At 44.8% G+C, this 22,300-nt stretch carries 22 protein-coding genes; 5 read left to right on the forward strand and 17 right to left on the reverse strand.

Annotated elements, in window-relative coordinates:
- Positions 1-55 precede the first annotated feature (55 nt).
- The 16 genes from atpE to RH88_RS14470 all read right to left on the reverse strand — a co-directional run bounded on the left by atpE (position 56) and on the right by RH88_RS14470 (position 13,295).
- Complete coding sequence (gene atpE, locus RH88_RS14400; protein WP_005372317.1) at positions 56-313, reverse strand: F0F1 ATP synthase subunit C; 258 nt, start codon at positions 311-313, stop codon at positions 56-58.
- Between the two features lie 57 nt (positions 314-370).
- On the reverse strand, positions 371-1,183 hold the full coding sequence (atpB, locus tag RH88_RS14405) for a F0F1 ATP synthase subunit A (protein ID WP_005597252.1): 813 nt from the start codon (positions 1,181-1,183) through the stop codon (positions 371-373).
- A gap of 8 nt (positions 1,184-1,191) precedes the next feature.
- Positions 1,192-1,581, reverse strand: coding sequence for a F0F1 ATP synthase subunit I (locus RH88_RS14410; RefSeq protein WP_005597265.1), 390 nt, complete (start codon positions 1,579-1,581; stop codon positions 1,192-1,194).
- Positions 1,582-1,770: 189 nt separating this feature from the next.
- On the reverse strand, positions 1,771-2,652 hold the full coding sequence (locus tag RH88_RS14415) for a ParB/RepB/Spo0J family partition protein (RefSeq protein WP_005597267.1): 882 nt from the start codon (positions 2,650-2,652) through the stop codon (positions 1,771-1,773).
- A gap of 28 nt (positions 2,653-2,680) precedes the next feature.
- Positions 2,681-3,454, reverse strand: coding sequence for a ParA family protein (locus tag RH88_RS14420; protein WP_005597269.1), 774 nt, complete (start codon positions 3,452-3,454; stop codon positions 2,681-2,683).
- A 14-nt stretch (positions 3,455-3,468) separates the two neighbouring features.
- Positions 3,469-4,101 carry a 16S rRNA (guanine(527)-N(7))-methyltransferase RsmG gene (gene rsmG, locus RH88_RS14425; RefSeq protein ID WP_005597272.1) on the reverse strand — a complete coding sequence of 211 codons (633 nt, stop codon included), beginning with the start codon at positions 4,099-4,101 and terminating at the stop codon, positions 3,469-3,471.
- Positions 4,101-5,996 carry a tRNA uridine-5-carboxymethylaminomethyl(34) synthesis enzyme MnmG gene (gene mnmG, locus RH88_RS14430; RefSeq protein WP_005597282.1) on the reverse strand — a complete coding sequence of 632 codons (1,896 nt, stop codon included), beginning with the start codon at positions 5,994-5,996 and terminating at the stop codon, positions 4,101-4,103. The genes rsmG and mnmG overlap by 1 nt, the downstream gene beginning before the upstream one ends.
- 471 nt (positions 5,997-6,467) lie before the next feature.
- Positions 6,468-6,902, reverse strand: a complete 435-nt coding sequence (mioC, locus tag RH88_RS14435; RefSeq protein ID WP_005597284.1) for an FMN-binding protein MioC — start codon at positions 6,900-6,902, stop codon at positions 6,468-6,470.
- Positions 6,903-6,987: 85 nt separating this feature from the next.
- Positions 6,988-8,349, reverse strand: a complete 1,362-nt coding sequence (gene mnmE, locus RH88_RS14440; RefSeq protein WP_005597286.1) for a tRNA uridine-5-carboxymethylaminomethyl(34) synthesis GTPase MnmE — start codon at positions 8,347-8,349, stop codon at positions 6,988-6,990.
- 118 nt (positions 8,350-8,467) lie between these two features.
- The gene (gene yidC, locus RH88_RS14445) at positions 8,468-10,087 is read right to left on the reverse strand and encodes a membrane protein insertase YidC (RefSeq protein ID WP_005597288.1); all 1,620 of its coding nucleotides are present in this window, start codon (positions 10,085-10,087) and stop codon (positions 8,468-8,470) included.
- Positions 10,088-10,089: 2 nt separating this feature from the next.
- The gene (gene yidD / locus RH88_RS23040) at positions 10,090-10,347 is read right to left on the reverse strand and encodes a membrane protein insertion efficiency factor YidD (protein WP_005597289.1); all 258 of its coding nucleotides are present in this window, start codon (positions 10,345-10,347) and stop codon (positions 10,090-10,092) included.
- A complete protein-coding gene (gene rnpA, locus RH88_RS14450) occupies positions 10,314-10,637 on the reverse strand; it encodes a ribonuclease P protein component (protein ID WP_231893138.1) in 324 nt (107 codons plus the stop codon). The genes yidD and rnpA overlap by 34 nt, the downstream gene beginning before the upstream one ends.
- Positions 10,638-10,683: 46 nt before the next feature.
- Positions 10,684-10,818 (reverse strand): 50S ribosomal protein L34, encoded by a 135-nt coding sequence (gene rpmH / locus RH88_RS14455; protein ID WP_005378825.1) that lies wholly within the window; start codon positions 10,816-10,818, stop codon positions 10,684-10,686.
- Positions 10,819-11,045: 227 nt separating this feature from the next.
- Positions 11,046-11,783 carry an amino acid ABC transporter ATP-binding protein gene (locus RH88_RS14460; RefSeq protein WP_005597293.1) on the reverse strand — a complete coding sequence of 246 codons (738 nt, stop codon included), beginning with the start codon at positions 11,781-11,783 and terminating at the stop codon, positions 11,046-11,048.
- Entirely contained in the window at positions 11,780-12,451 is a 672-nt protein-coding gene (locus tag RH88_RS14465) for an amino acid ABC transporter permease (protein ID WP_005597295.1), read from the reverse strand. Before RH88_RS14465 ends, RH88_RS14460 begins: the two co-directional genes overlap by 4 nt.
- An 85-nt stretch (positions 12,452-12,536) precedes the next feature.
- On the reverse strand, positions 12,537-13,295 hold the full coding sequence (locus tag RH88_RS14470) for an amino acid ABC transporter substrate-binding protein (protein ID WP_005597297.1): 759 nt from the start codon (positions 13,293-13,295) through the stop codon (positions 12,537-12,539).
- A gap of 424 nt (positions 13,296-13,719) precedes the next feature.
- Between RH88_RS14470 and dnaA the strand changes: the two genes are divergently transcribed.
- The 5 genes from dnaA to RH88_RS14495 all read left to right on the forward strand — a co-directional run bounded on the left by dnaA (position 13,720) and on the right by RH88_RS14495 (position 20,808).
- Positions 13,720-15,126, forward strand: a complete 1,407-nt coding sequence (gene dnaA, locus RH88_RS14475; RefSeq protein WP_005597299.1) for a chromosomal replication initiator protein DnaA — start codon at positions 13,720-13,722, stop codon at positions 15,124-15,126.
- Between the two features lie 86 nt (positions 15,127-15,212).
- Positions 15,213-16,313: a DNA polymerase III subunit beta gene (gene dnaN / locus RH88_RS14480; RefSeq protein ID WP_005597301.1), complete on the forward strand. Its 1,101-nt coding sequence runs from the start codon at positions 15,213-15,215 to the stop codon at positions 16,311-16,313.
- 1 nt (position 16,314) lies between these two features.
- Positions 16,315-17,394, forward strand: a complete 1,080-nt coding sequence (gene recF, locus RH88_RS14485; RefSeq protein WP_005597303.1) for a DNA replication/repair protein RecF — start codon at positions 16,315-16,317, stop codon at positions 17,392-17,394.
- Positions 17,395-17,411: 17 nt separating this feature from the next.
- Entirely contained in the window at positions 17,412-19,832 is a 2,421-nt protein-coding gene (gyrB, locus tag RH88_RS14490; protein ID WP_005597306.1) for a DNA topoisomerase (ATP-hydrolyzing) subunit B, read from the forward strand.
- A gap of 538 nt (positions 19,833-20,370) precedes the next feature.
- Entirely contained in the window at positions 20,371-20,808 is a 438-nt protein-coding gene (locus RH88_RS14495) for an Hsp20 family protein (protein ID WP_005597308.1), read from the forward strand.
- 113 nt (positions 20,809-20,921) lie between these two features.
- Here RH88_RS14495 and RH88_RS14500 read toward each other — a convergent pair whose 3' ends face one another.
- Positions 20,922-22,169, reverse strand: coding sequence for a valine--pyruvate transaminase (locus RH88_RS14500; protein ID WP_005597316.1), 1,248 nt, complete (start codon positions 22,167-22,169; stop codon positions 20,922-20,924).
- Between the last annotated feature and the right edge of the window lie 131 nt (positions 22,170-22,300).

Raw genomic sequence — 22,300 nt, forward strand, 5'->3', positions numbered from 1 at the left:
ACAGCTACTCCCTTTTAAGAATCAACTACAAAAATACAATTAACAGAGTTGTTAATTAGCCTGCTAGTTGACCCACAAATGGGTTTGCGAAAGTGAACAGTAGCGCGATTACGATACCGATCATTGGAACCGCATCAAGTAGACCAGCGATGATGAACATCTTAACTTGTAGCATAGGAGCCATTTCTGGTTGACGTGCTGCACCTTCAAGGAATTTACCACCAAGAAGTGCGAAACCAATCGCTGTACCAAGAGAAGCAAGACCGACGATAATACCTACGGCGATTGCAGAAAAGCTCAGTAAAGTTTCCATTACTATCTCCAATTTATAGTTGTTGGCTTATGTGCCCAAATAAAAAGCTTAAAAAAATTAATGATCACTATCTTCGTGTGCCATTGATAGATAAACAATAGTTAACATCATGAACACGAATGCTTGAATCGTAATTACCAAAATATGGAAAATTGCCCATGGTAGTGAGCCCATCCATTGTAAGTACCATGGTAGCATTGCCGCACAAAGGATGAATACAACCTCACCAGCAAACATGTTACCGAATAGACGCATACCAAGTGATAGAGGTTTCGCCAGTAGCGATACCACTTCAATCAGCAGGTTAAACGGGATCATGATTGGGTGATTGAATGGATGTAAAGCCAATTCCTTTGCAAAGCCGCCCAGACCTTTCACTTTGATGCTGTAGTAAATCATCAGAGCGAATACGCCTAGTGCCATAGCCATGGTGATGTTCACATCAGCTGACGGTACCACTTTCAAGTAAGGGATTCCGAGCCAATGCTCTGCTGGGTAAGGTAAGAAATCGATAGGAACTAAGTCCATCACGTTCATTAAAAATACCCAACAAAAGATAGTTAGTGCTAAAGGCGCTATCAGAGGGTTGCGTCCATGGAACGTGTCTTTGACGTTTTCCGCGACAAATTCAACGATCATTTCTACAGCACACTGAAGCTTACCTGGTACACCGACTGTTGCTTTCTTCGCGACCTTGTAAAAAATTCCTAAGAAAATTAAACCAGTAAACCAAGAAAATAACAGGCTATCGATATGTACATTCCAGAAGCTTGCTTCTTCCGCTACTAAACCTAACTTAGCTAAAGAGAGGTTAGAGAGGTGGTGGGCAATATATCCGGATTGTGTTAGCGCTTCACCTGGCGCAGCCATAACTCATCCTATTTATTGTTGTTAATGAATAGCACTGGCGCACAGATATTAATACCTAGTGCCAGTAAATAGGTTAGTTTTAGGGGAACAAGTTCCACCTGTATATACATGTAGACAAGAGAGAAGAGAGCTACTGTGATAAGGATTTTTAGCGCTTCACCTGTAAAAAAAGATGCTGCAACTTTCTTTGCTGCCCGCGCGCCGCTAAATGCAAAAGCACATAAAGCAAACACCGCATTAGCAATGACAAAAATGCCGCCGCCAATAAGTGCAGAAAGACCCCATTCAACATTCACAGTCGCAGCCATTCCCGCCGCCACTAATGTAACCGCGCCAAGCTGGATCATTAACAATTGCTTAGCAAGCTCTCGTCCTGGTCTAGCCAACGCAGCTACCATGTATTCGTACCTCTAGTAAAATCCACAGCGAGACATCCTTAGACGCTGAGGAAATTTGCAAAAATTATACGGTGAGTCGAACTGAATGCAATGAAAACACAGCAAAAAGTTACAATTTTGTTTACAAACCGACAACTTTTACACAAAAATTCGTTTTTTGCATAAATTGATTGAGATCAATTATCTCATCTAGCTCTCTAACTTGGCAATCAATTGTGCCAGCTTTTCGGGCTCTTCCACACTAATGGTGACTTTTGCTTTGCCGTTATTAGAACGGACAATCGACACTTTTGCACCCAGCATTTCACTCAATTTTTGTGACATATGTTGGGTTTCTTCGTCGTGTGACACGCTTTTTACTTCAACCTGAGGCTGTAGACACTTTTTCACTAACTGCTCGGTTTGGCGAACGGTCAGATTTTTGTGCGCGACATGCTGAGCAATTTCAATCTGCTGAGCACCTTCTAAGGCCAATAGAGCTCTAGCATGCCCCATATCAAGCTGATTACCAGAGACTAAACTCTTTACATCATTTTCGAGCTGATTTAGACGTAATATGTTACTCACAGCAGCTCGAGATTTACCAATCACATCAGCGACTTGTTGATGTGTCAGTGAAAATTCATTTTGTAAGCGCTCTAATGCTTGCGCTTCTTCGATGACATTCAGATCTTCACGCTGAATATTTTCGATCAATGCCATCGCGATCGCAGCACGATCCTCGACGCGTTTGATCAAACACGGTACTTGGCTAAGGCCGGCTTTTTTCGCCGCACGCCAACGTCTTTCACCGGCAATGATCTCATAACGGCCACCTTCCACCATACGAACCACTATTGGCTGGATAATGCCTTGTGACTCAATAGAGGCAGCCAACTCTTCTAACGCTTCTGGCTGTATATCTTTGCGTGGCTGATACACGCCTGGGCGTAAGCTGGTTACGCTAAGTTCCGTTAACTCACCATTGCTAGACAAAGCTTGGCTATTGATGGCTGTTTGCTGTCTTTCGCGCGCCAATGAACTGGTCGAAAGAAGAGCATCAAGCCCTTTACCTAAACCACGTTTAGACATGAGTTTACGTTCCTTAAATTATGATGATTTATGCAGGTACTTCTTCGCGACGTAACATTTCGCCAGCCAGCGCTAAATAGGCTTTGGCTCCAGCAGAATATTTGTCGTAATACATCGCAGGCTTACCATGGCTTGGCGCTTCTGCGAGACGAACATTGCGAGGAATAACGGTGCGGTACACTTTGTCACCAAAGTGTTTTTTCAATTGATCAGATACTTCATTAGACAGTCTGTTACGAGGGTCATACATCGTTCGTAGTAGCCCTTCGATTTTGAGATTCTCATTTACAACAGCTGCGAGTTTACTAATGGTATCCATTAACGCGGTTAAACCCTCTAGTGCGAAGTACTCACACTGCATTGGCACTAGCACAGAATCTGCAGCCGCCATCGCATTGATTGTAAGAAGGTTTAGAGAAGGAGGACAATCGATAAAGATGAAATCATAGTTATCGCGAACCGACGCAAGCGCTTGCTTTAGGCGAACTTCGCGCGCAAACACTTCCATCAATCGAATTTCAGCGGCCGTCACATCGCCATTTGCAGCGATAAGATCGTAGTGGCCAGACGTTTTCGTCACCACGACTTCTTCAAACGGCACATCTTCAACAAGCAACTCATAAGCAGTGGCGTCAACTTGATACTTATCGACACCACTGGCCATAGTCGCGTTGCCTTGAGGGTCAAGATCGATAACCAATACCTTGCGCTTAGTCGCGGCCATAGATGCGGCTAAGTTTATACAAGTCGTTGTTTTTCCAACACCGCCTTTTTGGTTGGCAATGGCTACAATTTTTCCCACGATCTACCTCGCTATTATTCCTTGCGCGATAAGATTACTAGATGACGCTCACCTTCCAATTGAGGAACTTGCAAAGCTTTGACATCGGTCACATAACACCACTCTGGGAGCTCTGAAATCTCATCCTGTGATAATTGGCCTTTCAATGCTAAAAAGCGACCGGTGTTTTCTTTCGGTAAATGATGACACCACTCAACCATATCTAACATTGAAGCAAAGGCTCGGCTTAGTACACCATCAAACTTCTCTTCAGGTAGATACTCTTCCACTCGACTTTGAATCGGCGTCACGTTTTCGATTTTTAACTCATGCACAACCTGCTTGATAAAGCGAATACGCTTACCCAAGCTATCCAATAAATGGAACTCTTTCTCTGGGCACATGATCGACAATGGAATACCAGGTAAACCAGGGCCGGTACCGACATCGATAAAGCGCTCACCTTCTAAATGAGTGCTGACAATGATGCTATCTAGAATATGTTTCACCAACATTTCTTCTGGATTGCGTACTGAAGTCAGGTTGTAGGCTTTATTCCACTTATTGAGCATTTCAACGTAACCAATTAACTGGTCACGTTGATGATCCGTCACGGATAAATCTGTTTGATCAATTAATTGATCAAGCTTTTGGCGTAATAGCGACATTAAGCTTCCTCGCCTTTTTTCAATAAGCCGTGTTTTTTTAGATGCACGAGCAAAATAGAGATCGCAGCTGGCGTGATACCGGAGATACGCGATGCAATACCAATACTTTCTGGTTTGGCGTCGTTTAGCTTAAGCACCACTTCATTCGATAAACCTTTCACATCGCTGTATTCAAGATCAACGGGCAGTTTCGTGTTCTCATGACGAAGTGATTTCTCCACTTCTTCTTGTTGACGCTTAATGTAACCGTCGTATTTGACTTGAATTTCAACTTGCTCAGCCGCTTGCTGATCTTCCAGTGCTGGAGAAAATGCATCAAGCTGAGTCAATTGTGCATACGTCATTTCAGGACGACGCAAAAGATCTTCACCGCTAGCTTCACGCGCCATTGGCGTTTTCAGCACACTGTTTAGCGCATCAATACCGACAGAATTTGGATTCATCCACGTTTCTTTCAAACGTTGGCGCTCTGTCGTCATGTTCTCCACTTTCTCGTTGAAGCGTGCCCAACGAGCATCATCAATCAAGCCAAGTTCACGGGCTTTTTCCGTCAAACGTAGGTCGGCATTATCTTCACGCAGCAACAAACGGTATTCAGCACGTGAGGTAAACATGCGGTATGGTTCTTTGGTACCCATGGTCGACAAATCGTCAATCAATACGCCAACGTAAGCTTCATCACGGCGTGGACTCCAACCTTCTTTGTCTTGACTGAAGAGACTCGCATTCAAACCGGCCATCAAACCTTGTGCCGCCGCTTCTTCGTAGCCGGTGGTACCGTTGATTTGACCAGCAAAGAATAAACCACTAATAAATTTGGTTTCGTAGGTATGTTTCAGATCGCGAGGATCAAAGAAATCATACTCAATTGCGTAACCTGGACGCACGATATGGGCGTTTTCAAAGCCTTTCATCGAACGAACAATTTGTACTTGAACATCAAACGGTAAGCTGGTGGAAATACCATTTGGATAGAGTTCGTGTGTGGTTAAACCTTCAGGTTCAATGAAAATTTGGTGACTGTTCTTATCCGCAAAACGCATCACTTTGTCTTCAATCGACGGACAGTAACGTGGGCCAATACCCTCAATCACACCAGCATACATCGGGCTGCGGTCAAGGTTGTTACGAATAACATCATGCGTACGCTCATTGGTATGAGTGATAAAACATGGAATCTGTCGTGGATGATGAGTACGTGAACCCATAAACGAAAATACAGGCGTTGGGTTATCACCGTGTTGCGCTTCCAACACTGAGAAATCGACACTACGAGCATCGATACGTGGTGGAGTACCGGTTTTTAGACGATCAACACGGAATGGCATTTCACGTAGACGATCGGCAAGAGCGATCGAAGGAGGATCGCCTGCGCGGCCACCTGCGCTGTTTTCCATACCGATATGGATCTTACCACCAAGGAAGGTGCCAACGGTCAATACAACAGCTTTAGCGCGGAATTTAAGGCCCATTTGGGTTACAACACCCATCACTTGATCGTTTTCAACAATAAGATCATCGACTGATTGTTGGAACAAGGTGAGGTTTGGCGCATTTTCTAAAGCATCGCGAACGTACGCTTTGTACAACGCTCGATCCGCTTGAGCGCGAGTAGCACGTACCGCTGGACCTTTTGATGCATTGAGAGTGCGAAATTGAATACCAGCATGATCAATGGCTTGTGCCATTAATCCGCCCATAGCATCGACTTCTTTGACAAGATGACCTTTACCAATACCACCAATGGCAGGGTTACAAGACATTTGCCCTAAAGTGTCAATGTTATGGGTGAGTAAGAGGGTTTTTTGCCCTGTACGCGCTGATGCGAGTGCGGCTTCCGTTCCTGCGTGACCGCCACCAACAACAATGACGTCAAAGTTTTCGTGATAAAGCATGAACTGACCTCTGGTATTCAGATAATTCGGACAGATAAAAGAGCGATATTCTACCTGCTTTCGTGTAGAGAGAAAAAGGCTTTTGTGTTTTTTAAGTTTAGTGGGCGAAGTTAATATATATAAGATCTATATATATGATCTTTTATTAGATCTATTATTAGGATCGACGATCTCTGTGGATAAGTGAAAAATGATCAACAAGATCATGGATCTTTTATGGATCATATCATGTGATCTTACTTTGATCATGATGAGGATTAGCTGGGATCAAAAAGGGTAGTTATACACAGGGGGTCGTGATGATCAAAGTTGTTATTGGGATAACTATAGGTTAATCACCGGATAACGTACTAGTTATACACAGTCCGTTCGGTTGTTTTTTGTTCGCTTGAATCGAACCAAGCTGTCTGTTTCTATCCACAGACGTAAAAAAAGGCCAGCGAGAGCTGACCTTGTTAAGCAAAATTGGACCTATAACTGGTTAATATTGTCACTTAACCAAGCTTCAGCGGCGTCTTCTGGGACAGAATGAGCCAATATATCGATGGTAAAACAATCAGAAATGGCATTTGCGCCGATATCTAGCAGCAAATCATGAGCGTGTTTACCTGCCGCACAGAAGGTGTCATAGCTTGAATCTCCAATCGCTAATACTGCAAATTTCACCTCTGACATTTTAGGTGGTGTTGTCTGTAGCGCTTGAATAAAAGGGCGAATGTTGTCTGGGTAATCCCCAGCACCATGGGTTGAAGTGATGATCAACCAAGCGCCATCGTTCTTGATCTCATCCAAATTAGGTTGATTATGGATCGTTGTTTCAAAGCCCTTTTCTATCAGCAGATCACTAAGATGATCACCGACATACTCTGCACCCCCTAAGGTGCTGCCAGTAATGATATGAATCATTTGATTTCCTTATTACCAATGCTTCGTTAGGAAAAACGTTAGCGAGATTGAATTAAAAAACGCGCCTCAAGGGCGCGTTTTTGCATTATTTACCGATACAGAATGAAGAGAAGATGCGTCCAAGTAAGTCGTCTGAGCTAAACTCACCGGTGATTTCATTTAGGTGTTGCTGAGCAATACGTAGCTCCTCAGCCAAAATCTCTCCAGCCATATAGCCTTCAAGCTGCTGTTGACCAATATCGAGATGATCTGCTGCTTTCTCTAGTGCCTCTAAATGGCGACGACGTGCCATAAAGCCGCCTTCGTGGCCGCCAGCAAAGCCCATACACTCTTTTAGGTGATTACGCAGTGCATCGACCCCTTGGCCAGTCTTAGCCGATAAACGGATTAATGTTGGAGAATTAACATGGCAAATACCAAGATCTTCACCTGTTTGATCCGCTTTGTTGCGAATAACCGTCATACCGATGTTATCTGGTAAACGATCAACAAAATCAGGCCAAATTTCTTTTGGATCGGTGGCATCAGTGGTGGTGCCATCAACCATAAATAATACGCGATCGGCTTGTTTTATTTCATCCCAAGCGCGTTCGATACCAATTTTTTCAACTTCGTCGGATGCTTCACGAAGGCCAGCGGTATCAATAATGTGCAGTGGCATGCCATCAATATGGATATGTTCACGTAAAACATCACGTGTTGTGCCGGCAATATCGGTCACAATGGCTGACTCTTTACCTGACAATGCATTCAATAGACTGGATTTACCCGCATTCGGGCGTCCAGCGATCACCACTTTCATCCCTTCGCGCATAATCGAACCTTGGTTGGCTTCTTTGCGCACCGCTGCCAAATTATCAATGATGGCTTGTAAATCCGCAGAGACTTTACCATCGGCCAAGAAATCAATTTCTTCTTCTGGAAAATCAATCGCCGCTTCAACATAGATACGCAGATAGATAAGAGAATCGACCAAGGTATTAATACGTTGTGAGAAAGCGCCTTGCAGTGATTGCAGCGCGGATTTCGCCGCTTCTTCTGAGCTGGCATCAATAAGGTCTGCAATCGCTTCTGCTTGCGCCAAATCCAACTTATCGTTCAGGAAAGCGCGCTCTGAGAATTCGCCAGGACGTGCGGTACGGATGCCGTCAATTTTTAGAATGCGTTTAATCAGCATATCCATGACTACGGGACCACCGTGGCCTTGCAGCTCTAAAACATCTTCACCAGTAAAGGAGTGAGGGTTAGGGAAGAAGAGTGCAATGCCTTGATCGAGTTGTTTGCCTGCTTCGTCGCAAAATGGCAGGTATTCCGCGTAACGAGGGCGTAGCGCCTTGCCTGCCACTTCAAGTGCCACTTTCTCAGCTAAAGGGCCTGAGACGCGAATAATACCGACACCGCCACGACCCGGTGCGGTAGCTTGAGCGACAATGGTATCTGTAGTCATAAAGAGTGCCTGTGATTGAATGTGCCGTATTGGCGCGATAAAAACATAATTAGCTGAATTGTAATCAGCTCAAATAAAAAAGGCGACCTTTTGGCCGCCTTTGTCTTTGATTTATTGCTTACTTAGTATGTAAGCCTTTCTTTTCCAGCGCTTTGTAGATTAGCGATTGCTGGATAAGCGTTACGATGTTCGATACCAACCAGTACAGTACTAGGCCTGATGGGAAGAACAGGAAGAAGAAGGTAAACATAACCGGCATAAAGGTCATGATCTTCTGCTGCATTGGATCGGTAACGGTTGTTGGGCTCATTTTTTGAATCATGAACATCGACGCACCCATCAACAATGGCAAGATGTAGTATGGGTCTTGCGCTGATAGATCGTGAATCCAACCGAAGAATGGTGAGTGACGAAGCTCAACCGATTCCATTAGTGCCCAGTAAAGCGCAATGAAGATAGGCATTTGTAGAATTAGAGGTAAACAGCCGCCTAACGGGTTCACTTTCTCTTTCTTATACAATTCCATCATTTCTTGGCTCATGCGTTGACGGTCATCGCCGATACGCTCACGCATTGCTGCCAACTTAGGTTGTAGCATGCGCATTTTCGCCATAGAAGTGTATTGTGCTTTCGTTAGTGGGTACATGGCACCACGAACGATAAAGGTCAAACAGATGATTGCCACACCCCAGTTACCCACGAAACCGTGAATAAACGACAATAGTGAGTGTAGTGGCTTCGCGATGAACCATAACCAACCGTAATCGACTACTAGGTCTAGGTGCGGTGCGACTTCTGCCATTTGATTTTGCAGTTTAGGACCTACCCATAGCGTTGCGGTGAAGTTTGCAGTGTCACCCGTTGCGATGGTTTTGTTTGGCATGCGTACACCGATATCAGCAAGGTTGCCAATTACACGGGTGTACAAGTTTGTGCCTGGTTCGTCACGAGGAATCCATGCTGTTGCGAAGTAGTGCTGGATCATTGCTGCCCAACCTTGACCGTCAGTCAGGTTAAGAGACAGGTTGCGATCTTGCATATCATCGAAGCTGTATTTCTTGTAGTTAACGTCTTGAGTCGAGTAAGCACCGCCACGGTAAGTTGGCATAGTGATGCTGCCGCCGTCATCCATTACGTTTTGACGTAGGTGGGCGTACATACCGAAAGTCGCATTGTTGCCTGAGTTGTTGACCACATCGTACTCAACGTTAACCGCATAGCTGCCACGTTCTAATACATAGGTTTTGACGTAATCAAGGCCATTAGCAGAGAAAGTCATAGGGATGCGAAGTTCATCAACACCATCAGTTAGTTTAAAGCTATCTGCGCTGACTGTGTAAGCAGGACGGTTAGTGCTGCTTAAATCGATGCCTTGTGGGCCAACAAGACCACTTTGAGCAATAAATTGATGGCCAGGTTCGTTTTTCAGTAGTTCAAAACGTTCTGGAGAATCCAATTCTGCTGAGTATTGGTTTAAATCAGCTTGAACAACATCACCACCAACCGCATCAATAGACAGAGTTAATACATCCGTTGTTACAGTAATGATTTTTGCAGCTGCCTGTTGAGATGGCGCTGGGTCAAGCTCATCGGCAAAAGATGGTGCAGGTAGGGAGCTGCTTGATTGAGCCTGTTCAATCGCTTGCGGCGCTGGATTCTTAGCTACATTCCATTGCTGGTAAAGTAGAAAGGACACCAAAGCTAGAGCGATTAACAGGATATTACGTTGAGAATCCATCGTTATTTATCTCTGTCTTGTTTTTGAATTGGTGGAACGGGGTCAAAGCCCCCTTCACTTAGAGGGTGGCATTTTAATAGACGTTTGCTGGATAACCAACATCCTTTTACAAAACCGTGAGCTTTCAGCGCTTCTACAGCGTAACTTGAACAAGTTGGATGGAAACGACAGCGTGGTCCGATTAGAGGACTAATGAGGCCTTGATAGAGTCGGACGACGCCGATGGCTAGCCACGTGATGGGCGAGACAGACGCTGCCATAGCTTTTCAAATAGGTTAAACATTTCGTCATTGCTTAAATCTTGCGCAGATTTCTTGGCAATTACAACAAAATCTTTGTTTGGAAGTTGATGTTGATGATTACGGAAACTTTCACGAGATAGACGTTTAAAGCGGTTGCGACCAACAGCAGTTTTGATTTGCTTCTTAGGAACAGCCAAACCTAGTCGAGGATGAGATAGGTTATTATTGCGTGCAATGATGGTGAAATGAGGTGAGCCTGCTCGATGAGCTTGCTGGAAGACGTTTTGATAATGCTCGGGAGTTAACAAGCGTAACTCCCGATTGAACGCGTACGTATTCAAAATAAATTAATTATTATTTTGACAGGCGCGCACGGCCTTTTGCACGACGTGCATTGATAACCTTACGGCCGTTCTTAGTAGCCATGCGTGCACGGAAGCCGTGAGTACGCTTGCGCTTTAGAACTGTAGGTTGAAAAGTGCGTTTCATGATAATTACCTTACTGATCAGTAGTTTTAGGTTCTTTAGTTAACCCGGCGTGGGCATGTAGTCTTCTTTATATATATAGAGGACAACCGACGCCTCTCAACAAAGAGGCGGAATTGTAATCACACTCACAAATTGTGTCAACGACTCATGTGTGTGAAATTCCGCGTCGGGCGATTATACGTAGTGTGAGCAAAATCTCAAGGATCAAACGATCCTTATCTTGATCTTTATTTTGCCGACACCTGATTGAGAAATTTTTGCAATCTTGGATCTTGGGGATTATCGAACAACTCTTGTGGCGATCCTTGTTCAACAATATGCCCATCCGCCATGAAGATCACACGATCGGCAACTTCTTTGGCAAATTGCATTTCATGAGTGACCACCAGCATGGTTTGATGCTGGATCGCGAGCTGTTTCATCAACTGTAATACTTCACCTACCCATTCTGGATCGAGTGCCGAAGTTGGTTCATCAAATAACAGCAGTTCGGGCTGAAGGGCCATCGCTCGGCCAATGCCTACACGTTGCTGTTGACCACCAGAAAGGGCGGCGGGATAGCTGTCACCTTTGTCGCTAAGTCCAATATTATCAAGTATTTGCTGTGCCTTTTCTAATGCGGCCTTTTTTGTCCAACCGCGCACAGTAATCAGGCCTTCAGCAATGTTTTGTTGTGCTGTCATATGAGCAAACAGAGCGTAATTTTGAAACACAAAAGCAGTTTTCCTTCGTAGCGCGAGTACTTCTGCCTTGCTGTGTTTCGCGGTATCGACGATGACATCATCAATTTGAATCGAGCCTTGATCGGCTTGCTCTAAAAAGTTTACGCAGCGTAATAGTGTCGATTTACCGGTGCCACTTGAACCGATAATAACGATGATCTCTCCCTGATTAATTTCAAGGTCAATACCTTTTAATATCTCGGTATCGCCAAAGTGTTTGTGAATGTTATTTAGTCGGATCATCGTAAATAGGCCCTATTTAATTTTACTTCTGCCCATGTTTGCACTCGGGTCAAAATCAGTACTACGCCCCAATAAATTAATGCAACGGCTAAAAATGCTTCAAAAAAGCGGAAACTCGAAGAGGCTTCCATCTGCGCTTTCGCCATAATTTCGGCTACGCCTAAGGTAAAAGCTAACGAAGTTGATTTGATCATATCGATGAAATAGTTCATCAATGAAGGGAGAGCGACTCTGGTTGCTTGCGGCAAAATAATGCGGCGCATCGCTTGAGTAGTGGTCATTCCAACAGACAAACTGGCTTCCATTTGGCTGCGATCGATACCGATAATGGCGGCTCGAATCGTTTCAGCCATGTAGGCGGCAAAATGCAAAGTAAGGCCGATTACGGCAGCACTAAACGCATCGACACCGACCATGATCGGAAAGATTTGCGGTAAACCGTAATAGAGTAAAAATAGTTGTACTAACAGCGGTGTACCGCGGAAAAAGCTAATGTAGAGCTGGCTGAGTTGATCAAGCATCGGGATGCGAAACACGCGAATATTGGCCAAAATGACCGCTAAAGTGAGCGCGAAAACCAACCCTAACGTGGCCATTTCCATTGTGGTGCCGAGATATTTAAGCAAGATCGGCATCAGTTCCAGCATGTAGTGAAAATCGAATCCCATAAATGTTTACCTAAAAAAGAAAGAAAAGGTGGAATAAATCCACCTTTGTTTGACGAGCCATTGGTGTGGCGAGTAATACAACGCTTTAGTGCGTAATGTCCGCTCCAAACCATTTCTCAGAAATTGTGGCTAATGTGCCATCGGCGCGCATAGCGGCGAGTGCTTGGTTGACTTCGCTTTGCAGTTGCTGGCCACGAGCGTTGTTTAAAAATGGCCAGGCGTTTTCGATGGTTTCAAACGGTTCACCTGCCAGCTGTAACGGAAGCCCAGTCTTTTTAATTAACTCTAGTGCAGAAAGGCGATCCATCACAAATGCATCGGCGCGACCTAACGCGACATCATGCTCAATACCGGTATCGTAAGTTTTGATCGTAATTTGGTTGTCTTTATCGTAGCTGCGCAATAGTTGCTCAAAATTCGATCCTAAATTGACCGCCACGGTTTTTCCGGCCAGATCGGTCACGGATTGGATGCTGTCATTCCCCTTACGAACGGTAATTTGTGCGCCATCAACCACATAAGGATCCGCAAACAGGAATTTGGCTTGGCGCGCTTCGGTGATGGTGATTTGATTGGAGATGGTGTCGATACGACCTGTTTCCAGTAAGCCGAATAAACCAGAAAAGCTCGCGGTCACGTATTCCACTTGGTAGCCGTTACGTTGACCTATCTCATCCCATAAATCGACTTCAAACCCCTGTAATTTATCTTTTTCCACAAAAGTAAATGGGAAGTAGCGACCTGACATCCCCACTTTTACCTCAGTGATAGCGGCATCTGCGGCTTGTACGGTGGCAGCGGATAGTGCGATTGCAGCAACGGCTGCTTTAATCCAGTTTTTCATATTGAGACTCCATCTAATTATGGGAGTAAATACTACTGTCTGGTGACTTGATTCGATAAATAACCAAGAGCGATAACCTAGACAGGTTAGTAATAAGTTTGTTGATAGTAGTTTATTCACATCGCGTTGATGACGGGTAATACGTTGCCCAATAATGAAAGATGACGTTGTGGATAACGTGATCAAAAAAACATTCATTCACAGAGTTATCACCAAAGTGATGATCTGAGTAAAAGTAGGCAAATGTGGATCAAATTGTGGGTAAGGCTGGGGTGAGGTGTGATGATCCAGCGAATAATCACAAAATAATTGTGAATAACTTGGATCTTATTCACTGGATCACCGATCAATCGCTGGTGATCTTGGTTATCAACAGGTAAAATCGCTAATCTTTTCCGATCTATTTACTTCGAGTGGGGGCACTGTGTCATCTTCGCTTTGGTTGCAATGTTTGCAACAGCTTCAAGAAGAGCTACCAGCTACAGAATTCAGTATGTGGGTACGTCCGCTACAAGCGGAGCTCAGTGATAATACACTTACCTTATTTGCACCTAACCGTTTTGTGTTGGATTGGGTACGCGATAAGTATCTCAATAGTATTAATCGTCTACTGCAAGAGTACTGTGGTAACGATATCCCGAACTTACGTTTTGAAGTAGGTAGTCGCCCAGTTGCTGCGCCAAAACCGGCGCCGACTAAACGCACACCAGCAGATGTAGCCGCTGAATCATCAGCGCCAGCACAGTTGCAAGCGCGCAAGCCAGTACATAAAACCTGGGATGACGATAAAGCGTTGGCGGATATTAACCACCGCTCAAACGTCAATCCAAAGCATAAGTTTAATAACTTTGTTGAAGGTAAATCTAACCAGCTTGGTTTAGCTGCGGCTCGCCAGGTTTCTGATAACCCGGGCACAGCGTATAACCCACTGTTTTTGTACGGTGGTACGGGTTTGGGTAAAACCCACCTTTTGCATGCGGTTGGTAACGCTATTATTGATAACAAGCCGAACGCGAAAGTTATCTACATGCACTCAGAGCGCTTCGTGCAAGATATGGTGAAAGCACTGCAAAACAACGCGATTGAAGAATTCAAACGTTACTACCGCAGTGTTGACGCGTTACTTATCGATGATATTCAATTCTTTGCGAATAAAGAGCGTTCTCAAGAAGAATTCTTCCATACCTTCAATGCGTTATTGGAAGGCAATCAACAGATCATTCTTACTTCTGACCGTTATCCCAAAGAGATCAACGGCGTAGAAGATCGTTTAAAATCTCGCTTTGGTTGGGGTCTGACCGTTGCGATCGAGCCACCTGAGCTTGAAACGCGCGTGGCGATCTTGATGAAGAAAGCCGAGGATCACCAAATTCACCTTGCGGATGAAGTGGCGTTCTTTATTGCGAAGCGTCTACGTTCGAACGTTCGTGAGCTGGAAGGCGCATTGAACCGCGTGATTGCCAATGCCAACTTTACCGGTCGTCCAATTACGATTGATTTTGTGCGTGAAGCATTGCGTGACTTGCTGGCTCTACAAGAGAAGCTGGTGACCATCGACAATATTCAAAAAACCGTGGCGGAATACTACAAGATTAAAGTGGCTGACTTATTGTCAAAACGCCGTTCTCGTTCCGTTGCGCGTCCTCGCCAGTTAGCGATGGCACTATCGAAAGAATTGACCAACCACAGCTTGCCGGAAATCGGTGATGCATTTGGTGGTCGTGACCATACGACGGTATTGCATGCTTGTCGTAAGATTGCTCAACTGCGTGAAGAAAGCCACGATATCAAAGAAGATTACTCTAACTTGATTCGTACCCTTTCATCGTAATTCGCGGTATTCTAGACAGTTGCTAATATTGGCTAAAGAATCGTAGCCAAACGTAAAGCCATAACGAATTCAAACAAGAGCGCATTATGAAATTTTCCATCGAACGTAGTCATCTACTTAAACCCCTGCAACAAGTGTCGGGTGCTTTAGGTGGGCGTCCAACACTGCCTATCTTAGGTAACCTCTTGCTTAAGGTTGAAGAAAATACCTTATCCATGACGGCCACCGATTTAGAAGTAGAGTTGATCAGCCGTGTCACGCTCGAAGGGGATTTTGAAGCTGGTAGCATTACTGTGCCATCACGTAAGTTCCTCGATATTTGTCGTGGCCTGCCTGATGACTCTGTGATCACCTTTATTCTCGAAGGCGATCGCGTTCAAGTGCGTTCTGGCCGTAGCCGTTTCTCATTGGCGACATTGCCAGCTAATGATTTCCCTAATATTGAAGATTGGCAAAGTGAAGTTGAAGTGTCACTGACCCAAGCAGAACTGCGCGGTTTGATTGAGAAAACACAATTCTCTATGGCGAACCAAGATGTGCGTTACTACCTTAACGGCATGCTATTTGAAATCGACGGCACCACACTGCGTAGCGTGGCGACTGATGGCCACCGTATGGCGGTTTCTTTAGTGTCTCTAGGCGCTGATTTTGCAACTAAGCAGATCATCGTTCCGCGTAAAGGCGTACAAGAATTGGTGAAACTACTGGATGCACCTGAGCAGCCGGTTGTTTTGCAAATTGGTAGTTCAAACGTTCGTGCTGAAGTGAACAACTTTGTTTTCACCTCTAAGCTGGTGGATGGGCGTTTCCCTGATTATCGTCGCGTAATGCCGCAAACAACGACCAAAACCCTAGAAGCGGGTTGTGATGAGTTGCGCCAAGCCTTTTCACGTGCAGCGATTCTATCGAATGAAAAATTCCGTGGTGTGCGCGTTAATCTTGCTGATAACGAAATGCGCATTACCGCTAATAACCCAGAGCAAGAAGAAGCCGAAGAAATGTTAGACGTGACCTTTGAAGGTGACGCGATCGAAATCGGTTTTAACGTGAGTTATGTTCTGGATGTGCTTAATACGCTTCGTTGCGAAAAAGTACGCTTATCAATGTCAGATGCCAACGCCAGTGCGTTGATTGAAAACGCTGATGATGACAGCGCACTCTACGTGGTGATGCCAATTCGACTCTAGCATGCCGCTTTCTCGTCTAATTATTCAGCAATTTCGAAACATTAAAGCCTGTGATATTGACCTATCAGCAGGCTTTAACTTTCTTATTGGCCCAAATGGCAGCGGCAAAACCAGTGTCTTAGAAGCGATCTATTTGCTCGGACATGGTCGCTCTTTTAAGAGTTCGCTAACTGGACGCGTGATCCAAAATGAGTGTGACGAGCTGTTTGTACATGGCCGTTTTTTGAACTCGGATCAATTTGAGCTACCAATTGGCATTAATAAGCAGCGTGATGGCACGACAGAGGTTAAAATAGGCGGTCAATCTGGGCAAAAATTGGCTCAATTGGCGCAGGTGTTACCACTGCAACTTATTCACCCTGAAGGGTTTGATTTGTTGACGGATGGGCCAAAACATCGTCGTGCATTTATTGATTGGGGTGTGTTTCACACCGAAAATGCATTTTTTGATGCTTGGGGTCGCTTTAAGCGATTAAACAAGCAACGTAATGCGTTATTGAAAACGGCGCGCAGTTATCGAGAGCTCAGTTATTGGGATCAAGAAATGGCGCGTTTGGCTGAGAATATAAGCCAATGGCGCGCTCTGTATATCGAGCAGATGAGCGCCAAAGCTGAGCAACTATGTAAGCTATTTTTGCCAGAATTTGATATTCAATTGAAGTATTATAGAGGCTGGGATAAGGACACTCCTTATCAGGAAATCCTCGAGAAAAACTTCGAGCGTGACCAATCGTTAGGCTACACCTTTAGTGGGCCAAACAAAGCGGATTTACGCATCAAGGTAAACGCAACACCAGTTGAAGATGTGCTATCACGTGGTCAACTTAAGTTGATGGTGTGTGCATTGCGCGTCGCGCAAGGACAACACTTAACGGAAATGACCGGAAAGCAATGCATTTACCTTATTGATGACTTTGCATCGGAATTAGATAGTCAACGTCGTAAGCGTCTCGCAGACTGCTTAAAAGAGACGGGGGCTCAAGTTTTTGTAAGTTCTATAACCGAAAGCCATATTGCCGACATGCGCGGTGAGAATGGCAAGATGTTCCATGTGGAACATGGCACAATAGAGCAACGATAAATAGCGGAAGATAATTCATGTCTGAAAATTACGATTCATCGAGTATTAAAGTACTGAAGGGTCTGGATGCGGTACGTAAGCGTCCAGGTATGTACATCGGCGACACGGATGATGGCACCGGTCTTCACCACATGGTTTTTGAGGTGGTAGATAACTCAATTGATGAAGCGTTGGCTGGTCACTGTAAAGACATCGTTGTGACAATCCATGAGGACAACTCAGTTTCAGTCAGTGATGATGGTCGTGGCATTCCAACCGAATTACACCCAGAAGAGAACGTTTCAGCAGCTGAAGTTATCATGACGGTTCTTCATGCTGGTGGTAAGTTTGATGATAACTCGTACAAAGTATCGGGTGGTCTACACGGCGTAGGTGTTTCAGTAGTAAACGCACTATCAGAAAAAGTAGAGCTAACGATCTGGCGTGGTGGTCATGTACATACACAGACTTACTGCCACGGTGAGCCTCAAGCGCCTCTTGCGGTGATTGCCGATACTGAAAAGACGGGTACAAAAATTCGTTTTTGGCCAAGTGATCAAACGTTTACGAACGTTCTTGAATTCCATTACGATATTCTTGCCAAGCGTCTACGCGAACTCTCTTTCTTGAACTCTGGCGTATCAATTAAATTGATCGATGAGCGTGAAGAAGATAAGAGCGACCACTTTGAGTTTGAAGGTGGTATCCAAGCTTTCGTTGAGCATTTAAACACCAACAAAACGCCTATCATTGAGAAAATTTTCCATTTCGATTTCGAACGTGAAGATGGCATCACGGTTGAAGTGGCGATGCAGTGGAACGATGGTTTCCAAGAGAACATCTACTGTTTCACTAACAACATCCCTCAACGCGATGGTGGTACTCACCTTGCTGGTTTCCGCGCGGCACTAACGCGTACGTTAAACTCATTCATGGATAAAGAAGGCTTCTCTAAGAAAGCGAAAACGGCCACTTCAGGTGATGATGCACGTGAAGGTCTAACGGCTGTTGTTTCGGTGAAAGTGCCTGATCCAAAATTCTCAAGCCAAACTAAAGACAAACTGGTTTCATCTGAAGTGAAATCAGCCGTTGAATCGGCAATGGGTGAGAAATTAGCTGAGTTCCTAATTGAGAACCCAACCGAAGCGAAGATGGTTTGTTCAAAAATCATCGATGCAGCGCGTGCTCGTGAAGCTGCGCGTCGTGCGCGTGAAATGACTCGTCGTAAAGGCGCATTAGATTTAGCCGGTCTCCCAGGTAAACTGGCAGACTGCCAAGAGAAAGACCCTGCGCTTTCTGAACTCTACATTGTGGAAGGGGACTCTGCTGGCGGCTCAGCCAAGCAGGGGCGTAACCGTAAGAACCAAGCGATTCTGCCACTAAAAGGTAAAATCCTAAATGTAGAGAAAGCACGTTTCGATAAAATGCTCTCTTCTCAAGAAGTGGCAACGCTTATCACAGCACTAGGCTGTGGTATCGGTCGTGACGAGTACAACCCAGATAAACTGCGTTACCACAACATCATCATCATGACGGATGCTGACGTCGATGGTTCGCACATCCGTACGCTATTGTTGACCTTCTTCTACCGTCAAATGCCAGAGCTAATTGAGCGTGGTTACATCTACATCGCTCAGCCACCACTTTACAAAGTGAAGAAAGGTAAGCAAGAGCAGTACATCAAAGATGAAGATGCAATGAACCAATACCAAGTTGCTTTGGCATTGGATAATGCTTCTCTACACGTTAACGCAGAAGCGCCAGCATTAGGTGGTGAAGCGTTAGAGAAACTAGTACAACAGTACAACGCAACGATTAAATTAGTTGATCGTATGAGCCGTCGTTACCCTCGTGCAATGATTCATGAGTTGCTTTACATCCCGCGTATTACGGTTGAACAATGTAAAGAGACCGCGGCAGTTCAAGCGTGGACTCAAAACCTCGTTGATCAGCTAAATGCCAAAGAAGTGGGCGCAAGCCAATACAGCTTTGAAGTGGAAGCAAACGAAGAACTGGGTATCTTCTTACCTAAGATCGTTGTTCGTACTCACGGTGTGACGCATTACTATCCGTTGAGCGCAGATCTACTGAATTCAAAAGAATACGGCAAACTAGCCTCTCTTTCTGAAGCGTTAGATGGCTTGATTGAAGATGGCGCGTACATTAAACGTGGTGAGCGTACTCAGCCAGTAGCAAGCTTTGCTGCAGCACTTGAGTGGTTAATCAAAGAGTCGCGTCGTGGTCTAAGCCTACAGCGCTACAAAGGTCTAGGTGAGATGAACCCAGATCAACTTTGGGAAACCACCATGGACCCAGAAACGCGTCGCATGATGCAAGTAACGATTGAAGATGCGGTAGGCGCAGACCAATTGTTTACGACTCTGATGGGTGACCAAGTAGAGCCGCGTCGTAACTTCATCGAAGAGAACGCGTTGAAGGTTGCTAACTTGGATGTGTAGACGCTGATTTGTCGTCTAAATTTAAAAACGCAGACAGTAATGTCTGCGTTTTTTATTGCGTGAAATAAACGAGCCGAGAGTTGAGAAACGAGATATGGCTGCGGTAACGCTTGGTTTTGAGAGCACGACGTTTACAGAAAAAGTGGATTGGCGTTTTTCATTCTCCGCATATTAGCGCGTCATCCTCGAGAGCGAGGAACGAATGAGTCGGGATCTTGGACTATAAATATAAAAGTTTCAGCAGATCGCTTGAAAGTGGCCGGATCGGGTCATATATCTATTAATGAAGAGGGAAAGCTAGCTTGCTCAACAAGAGAAGATTGGCACCTCTGAAATCGCTAAACGAGATCGCTCAGGAGAGGATACTCAGTGTTAGCTCACAACTTAACTCTCGATTCGACATCATGTCCACGTACCTAAAGAGTAGGTCAGAGGAATGAATGATTGAATCCCTTAGCTCGGCGCTGTCTTGCATAAATGCGCCATATGGATGACCTTCATCCGGGCTGAGACTATTGCTTAAAAAGAGGATAGGATTATGCGTAATGTAGATTTCTCACCACTATACCGTAATGCGATTGGTTTTGACCGTCTGTTCAACTTGATGGAAAACCAAACAGCGAAAAACACATCTGGCGGTTACCCTCCGTATAACATTGAGCAAAAAGATGAGCATAACTTCCGTATCACTATGGCGGTTGCTGGTTTTGCTGAAGAGCAGCTTGATCTGACTCAGAATGAAAATATGCTGATCGTGAAGGGTGAACGTAAAGCTGAAGAAGGCAAAAACTACGTTTATCAAGGTATCGCAGAGCGTGATTTTGAACGTAAATTCCAATTAGCGGATTATGTTAAGGTGGCCGGCGCTTCAATGGAAAATGGTTTATTGCATATTGATTTGGTTCGTGAAATTCCAGAAGCAATGAAACCACGTAAGATTGCCATTGGTGGCAGCCAGTTGATTGATAACAACTAATTATTGTGACTATCGTTCGCAACTCACCGCGAACGTTATAGAATGAGAAAGAGCGCCGTTCCATCAAGGAAAGGGCGCTCTTTTTATTTATAGGCAGAGTTGGATAGACCTGCTTAACCCGCGTAAGCTTTTGCCACTTCCTCTGCAATAATAGTAATGCCTTTTTGCATCATCTCATCATCTTGAACATAGTTCATACGCAAGCATTGATGGGCATGATCCCAACCTTCTTCCTGACCAATAAAGAAGTATTCACCCGGTACAATCAAAACACCACGTGCTTTCAAGCGCGCATATAGTTCCATGGTGGTGATAGGCAGCTCATCAAACCACAACCAAAGAAAAATCGCCCCTTCAGGTTTGTGAATACGAAAGCGCTCATCGGTGATCGCTTGTTGTAATAACTCGACTGCGCGCAGGGCTTTCTGTTGATAAAAAGGCTTGATTACTTCGGTGCTGAGTTTGAGCAAATCGCCTTTTTCGATCATATGGTTAGCATAGGCTGGGCCGACACTGCTTGGCGCTAAACTAATGATGCCATTCATATTCGTCATCGCCGTAGTGATTGCTTCATTGGCGATCACAATGCCACAGCGCACACCAGGTAAGCCGAGTTTCGATAGGCTCATACACAAGATGGTGTTGTCATTCCAAAAAGGCTGAACGTCAGCAAAGATGATATTTGGGAACGGCAAGCCGTAAGCATTATCAATGATCAGTGGGATGTTGTGTTGGCGAGCCAGTTTATCCAGTTTATGGATTTCTTCGTCAGTCAGCACATTACCTGTTGGATTGGTTGGACGTGATGCGCAGATCGCAGCAATGGAATCATCCACCGTCAGTTGTTCAAAATCGACGTGGTATTTGAATAAACCGTTATCCAGTAGCTCAATGTCTGGTTGGTAGGAGATAAAAATATCTTCATCGATGCCTGCATCACCATAGCCGATGTATTCAGGTGCCAGTGGCAGTAAGACTTTCTTATGTGACCCATCAGCTTGTTTACCTGCCAATAAGTTAAATAAGTAGAAGAAGCCACTTTGGCTGCCATTGGTTAGGCTGATGTTCTTCTCACAGATATCCCAACCGTAGGTTTCGCGGAACAGTCGTGCCAATGCTTTTACAAAAGCATCTTTACCTTGTGGTCCATCATAGTTGGCAAGCGCAGCTATGAGCTCTCCATTGGCGAGCATCTCGTCACTGGCTTGGTGAAAGTAATCGAGCATGGTAGGAATGGCGGCAGGATTGCCTCCTCCAAGCATGATGGCACCTGGCGTGCGTAGGCCATCATTTAAATCGTCCATTAACTGGGTTATCCCAGAGTATTGATTGAATTTTTCACCAAATTTAGAGAACTGCATGTGCTGTTAAACCTAATACATTGTGTTTGCTTTCATGTGCGTGGCGCCAGTACATTGCTGACGAATCGAGTAATCCTTGAACATACCGTAATGGATAAGAGACGCAAAGCACAAAATCGCAATTCAATAAA

Origin of the sequence: Vibrio scophthalmi LMG 19158, assembly GCF_000222585.1 — a bacterium.
Classification (GTDB): Bacteria; Pseudomonadota; Gammaproteobacteria; order Enterobacterales; family Vibrionaceae; genus Vibrio; species Vibrio scophthalmi.

Excerpts from the sequence above, each read along its gene's own strand:
- atpE (WP_005372317.1), bottom strand. The coding sequence starts at position 313 with ATGGAAACTTTACTGAGCTTTTCTGCAATCGCCGTAGGTATTATCGTC.
- atpB (WP_005597252.1), bottom strand. The coding sequence starts at position 1,183 with ATGGCTGCGCCAGGTGAAGCGCTAACACAATCCGGATATATTGCCCAC.
- RH88_RS14410 (WP_005597265.1), bottom strand. The coding sequence starts at position 1,581 with ATGGTAGCTGCGTTGGCTAGACCAGGACGAGAGCTTGCTAAGCAATTG.
- RH88_RS14415 (WP_005597267.1), bottom strand. The coding sequence starts at position 2,652 with ATGTCTAAACGTGGTTTAGGTAAAGGGCTTGATGCTCTTCTTTCGACC.
- rsmG (WP_005597272.1), bottom strand. The coding sequence starts at position 4,101 with ATGTCGCTATTACGCCAAAAGCTTGATCAATTAATTGATCAAACAGAT.
- mnmG (WP_005597282.1), bottom strand. The coding sequence starts at position 5,996 with ATGCTTTATCACGAAAACTTTGACGTCATTGTTGTTGGTGGCGGTCAC.
- mioC (WP_005597284.1), bottom strand. The coding sequence starts at position 6,902 with ATGATTCATATCATTACTGGCAGCACCTTAGGGGGTGCAGAGTATGTC.
- mnmE (WP_005597286.1), bottom strand. The coding sequence starts at position 8,349 with ATGACTACAGATACCATTGTCGCTCAAGCTACCGCACCGGGTCGTGGC.
- yidC (WP_005597288.1), bottom strand. The coding sequence starts at position 10,087 with ATGGATTCTCAACGTAATATCCTGTTAATCGCTCTAGCTTTGGTGTCC.
- yidD (WP_005597289.1), bottom strand. The coding sequence starts at position 10,347 with ATGGCAGCGTCTGTCTCGCCCATCACGTGGCTAGCCATCGGCGTCGTC.
- rpmH (WP_005378825.1), bottom strand. The coding sequence starts at position 10,818 with ATGAAACGCACTTTTCAACCTACAGTTCTAAAGCGCAAGCGTACTCAC.
- RH88_RS14460 (WP_005597293.1), bottom strand. The coding sequence starts at position 11,783 with ATGATCCGACTAAATAACATTCACAAACACTTTGGCGATACCGAGATA.
- RH88_RS14465 (WP_005597295.1), bottom strand. The coding sequence starts at position 12,451 with ATGGGATTCGATTTTCACTACATGCTGGAACTGATGCCGATCTTGCTT.
- RH88_RS14470 (WP_005597297.1), bottom strand. The coding sequence starts at position 13,295 with ATGAAAAACTGGATTAAAGCAGCCGTTGCTGCAATCGCACTATCCGCT.
- dnaN (WP_005597301.1), top strand. The coding sequence starts at position 15,213 with ATGAAATTTTCCATCGAACGTAGTCATCTACTTAAACCCCTGCAACAA.
- recF (WP_005597303.1), top strand. The coding sequence starts at position 16,315 with ATGCCGCTTTCTCGTCTAATTATTCAGCAATTTCGAAACATTAAAGCC.
- gyrB (WP_005597306.1), top strand. The coding sequence starts at position 17,412 with ATGTCTGAAAATTACGATTCATCGAGTATTAAAGTACTGAAGGGTCTG.
- RH88_RS14495 (WP_005597308.1), top strand. The coding sequence starts at position 20,371 with ATGCGTAATGTAGATTTCTCACCACTATACCGTAATGCGATTGGTTTT.
- RH88_RS14500 (WP_005597316.1), bottom strand. The coding sequence starts at position 22,169 with ATGCAGTTCTCTAAATTTGGTGAAAAATTCAATCAATACTCTGGGATA.